At 67.3% G+C, this 3280-nt stretch carries 4 protein-coding genes; 1 reads left to right on the plus strand and 3 read right to left on the minus strand.

Going from position 1 to position 3280, the window contains the following annotated elements; all coding sequences use genetic code 11:
- Window positions 1-126: 126 nt before the first annotated feature.
- Both AOZ49_RS21775 and AOZ49_RS21780 read right to left on the minus strand, forming a co-directional pair.
- The gene (locus AOZ49_RS21775) at window positions 127-1323 is read right to left on the minus strand and encodes a DUF3734 domain-containing protein (RefSeq protein WP_054431660.1); all 1197 of its coding nucleotides are present in this window, start codon (window positions 1321-1323) and stop codon (window positions 127-129) included.
- Window positions 1324-1342: 19 nt separating this feature from the next.
- Window positions 1343-1939 (minus strand): DUF4136 domain-containing protein, encoded by a 597-nt coding sequence (locus tag AOZ49_RS21780; RefSeq protein ID WP_082380538.1) that lies wholly within the window; start codon window positions 1937-1939, stop codon window positions 1343-1345.
- Between the two features lie 199 nt (window positions 1940-2138).
- Here AOZ49_RS21780 and AOZ49_RS21785 point away from each other — a divergent pair, with 199 nt between their 5' ends.
- Window positions 2139-2933, plus strand: a complete 795-nt coding sequence (locus AOZ49_RS21785) for a TOBE domain-containing protein (RefSeq protein WP_054477725.1) — start codon at window positions 2139-2141, stop codon at window positions 2931-2933.
- A gap of 89 nt (window positions 2934-3022) precedes the next feature.
- Here the strand turns inward: AOZ49_RS21785 and AOZ49_RS21790 are convergent.
- A partial coding sequence (locus tag AOZ49_RS21790; protein ID WP_156355716.1) for an ATP-binding cassette domain-containing protein occupies window positions 3023-3280 on the minus strand: 258 nt, incomplete at its 5' end.

Genomic DNA, 3280 nt, shown 5'->3' on the forward strand with positions numbered 1-3280 from the left:
CGTGGAAGACGGCGGCCCGGACCCGGAACAAGGTTTCAAGTCTTGCCGAAAGACTACCGTTGCTGACGCCATTGTGCGGCGGGTTTCCCTTGGAATCAGACGGATCCCAGCCTGGCCCGTGGCGGCTCAGGCCGTGTGCTTGCCATTGCGATGGATGTCGTGGGCCACGAAGCAGCTGTCCTGCGTCGGGCGCGCCAGGATGCCCGGCTTGGCCAGCGTCTGGCGGATGTCGGCCAGGCCCGACTCCCAGTGCTCGCGCATGGCCTCGGTGCCGAACTCGTAGTCCTTGGAGAAGCGCTCGCGGTGCTTGGACTCGTAGATCAGGTTGATGATGTTGGTGGCCGGGGTCTTGGCCAGGCGGCGGATCTCGGCCAGTTCAGGCGCGGCGCGCTCCTTGTCGGGCAGGCGTTCCAGAAGCTGCTGCAGGCCATGGCGCAGCTTGAGCACGCGCCGCAGCTGGTCGGTGACCATGCGGGTCCGGCTGGAGTACTGGATGTCCTTCTGGCGCTCGGCCACTTCCTCGAGCGTGGTCGGCAGCCCGCCACGCGCCGGCCACAGGTCGACCTGGAAGGCCAGCGTGTCGCGCATCGTCTCGCTGGTCAGCACCTGCGCCAGCGGCGTATTGGACACCACGCCGCCATCCCAGTAGTGCTCGCCGTCGATCTCCACCGACGGGAAGCCGGGCGGCAAGGCGCCGGACGCCATGATGTGCTCGGGCCGCAGGGTGTCCTTGAGACTGTCGAAATAGGCGAAATTGCCGCTGCGCACGTTGACCACGCCGAAACTGGCGCGCACCGCGCCGGAATTGAGCAGGTCGAAATCCACGTACTCGCGCAAGGTCGCGGCCAGCGGCGTGGTGTCGTAGAAACTGGTGGACGCCGCGCCCTTGCCGTGCACCCAGTACGGCGGCGGGAAGCGCGGCTTGAAAAAGCCCGGCTGCCCCGAGAACAGCGCCTGGAACGCCGACAGCTGGCCGTTCATGGCGGGCGAGCCGAAGCCGAACGGGATGCCCTCGAACATGCCCGCCAGCGTGTCGCCCCAGGGCACCGAGGCGAAGCCCGCGGGCCGGCAGATGCTTTCCCAGAAACCGCGCAGCCGTTCGATGCGCTCGTCCTCGCGGGAGCCGGCGATGATGGCCGCGTTGATCGAGCCGATGGAGATGCCGGAGATCCAGTTGGGGCGGATGCCGGCCTCGTGCAGGCCCTGGTACACCCCCGCCTGGTACGAGCCGAGGGCGCCGCCGCCCTGCAGCACCAGCGCCACGGTGTCATAGGCCGGCGTCGCGCCGGTGTCGGGGGAAGCGGCCTTGCGGCGAGTACTCATGCGGGTTTCCTTGCGAAAGCTAGGGTTTGGTCTTGTCCGGCAATTGCGGCGCCGCGACGCCGGCGCGGAACGGATACCTGGCGAAGATCTCCGCCACGGCCTTGTCGACGTTCTCGGCCGAGGTCGCCATCTCGGGGTTGCGCACCTCGCCGACCGCGACGCCCTCCCACACCAGCTGCTTGCGGCGCGGATCGACCAGATCGATGTTGAGCGTGCCCTCGGTGTACTGATAGACGGTGTCGCCCCAGCCGTAGCCGGGCCAGCCGCCATAGAAGCCCGAGCGATAGCCGTAATACGGCCCCATCGGCGGCGGCGCCTCGGTCACCTGGGTCTTTTGCTGCAGCTTGCCATTGAAATTGACCAGCAGGTCGGGGGTGGCGGCGCTGTAGACATAGCCGCGCATTTCCATCTGGCCGCGGGTGGCGTCCTTGAGCCGCTCGGTCAGCAAGGTGCTGTAGCCGGCCTTGTCGGTGCCCAGCGGCGACATGTAGCCGAAGGTCCGGTAGCGGGAGAAATCCGCCTGGTGGTCGTAATCGCTCTTGACGGTGGGGCCGGAGGCGCAGGCCGCCAACAGCGCCGCCATGGAACCCGATGCCAGCATTTTCAGCGCTTTCATGTCGATCTCCAAGAAGCGGGGCCGCGAGCCGGCCCCCTGGTGCCTACGTACATCAACACACCCTGAGCGCGTCCATAGTGCCGCGAAGCGGATAAAGTTTCAACAGCATCTCATTCTCATCCGATATATCTCAAACGGCGGCGGGGCGGGCTCCATTACACTCGGGGTTACTTCCAGACCCTGACCACACCTGATACCGATGTTGGAACTCGACGGCTCGATTTGGTTTCGTTCCGGCGCCCAGAACTGGGGCGGCAAGAACCGCATAGACCTGCTGGCGCAGATCGACGCCACCGGCTCGATCACGGCCGCCGCGCGCGCGGTCGGCATGAGCTACAAGGGCGCCTGGGACGCCATCGACGCCATGAACAACCTGGCGGGCGAACCGCTGGTGCTGCGCGCGGCCGGCGGCAAGGGCGGCGGCGGCACGCGCCTGACCGACCGGGCGCGCGGCCTGATCGCGACATTCCGGGCGCTCGAGTCCGAGCACCACAAATTCATGGACAACCTGACGCGCGCCGGCCTCGATGCCAGCGGCGACATCGACTTGATGAGGCGATTTATGTTGAAAACCAGCGCACGCAACAAACTCATGGGCACCGTGATGGAAGTCCGCACCGGGGCCGTCAACGACGAGATCCTGCTGCGCATCGCTGGCGGCCAGGTCATCACGGCCACCATCACCCGCGAAAGCACCCAGGAACTGGAACTGGCGCCCGGCAAGGAAGCGCTGGCGCTGGTCAAGGCCTCGTCGGTGATCGTCGGCGCGCCCGGCCCCGGCCTGCGGCTGTCGGCCCGCAACCAGCTGCCCGGCACCATCACGGCGGTGCGCACCGGCGCGGTCAACAGCGAGATCCTGATCGGACTGGAAGGCGGCACCACGCTGGTGGCCATCGTCACCAACGAAAGCGCGCAGGACCTTGGACTGGGCGAAGGCGCCGAAGCGGTGGCCGTGTTCAAGGCCTCGAGCGTGATCCTGGGCGTGCTCGACTGATCGTGGCCCGCCGCGGCCAGGCGCCCGCCCGGCGCGGCATACGCCCTCGAGCGGCTGCGGCATTCAAGATCTGAACGCCGCCCTGGCCTTCAAACGCCCACGTCCTCGTCGCGGCGGCGCACCTTGCCGTCCCGAACTTCGAAGACCTCGTCGGCCAGCGCCTCGACGTCGGCCGGATCGTGGGTGATCAACAGCATCGGCACGTCCAGCTGGCGTTGCAGCGTGTTCAATTCCTGGCGCATCTTGCCGCGCAGTTGCGAGTCCAGCGCCGAGAACGGCTCGTCCAGCAGCAGGATTTCCGGCTTGAGCATCAGCGCGCGCGCCAGCGCCACGCGCTGCTTCTGGCC

It is taken from the genome of Achromobacter sp. 2789STDY5608615 (genome assembly GCF_001298995.1).
GTDB lineage: Bacteria > Pseudomonadota > Gammaproteobacteria > Burkholderiales > Burkholderiaceae_B > Achromobacter > Achromobacter insuavis.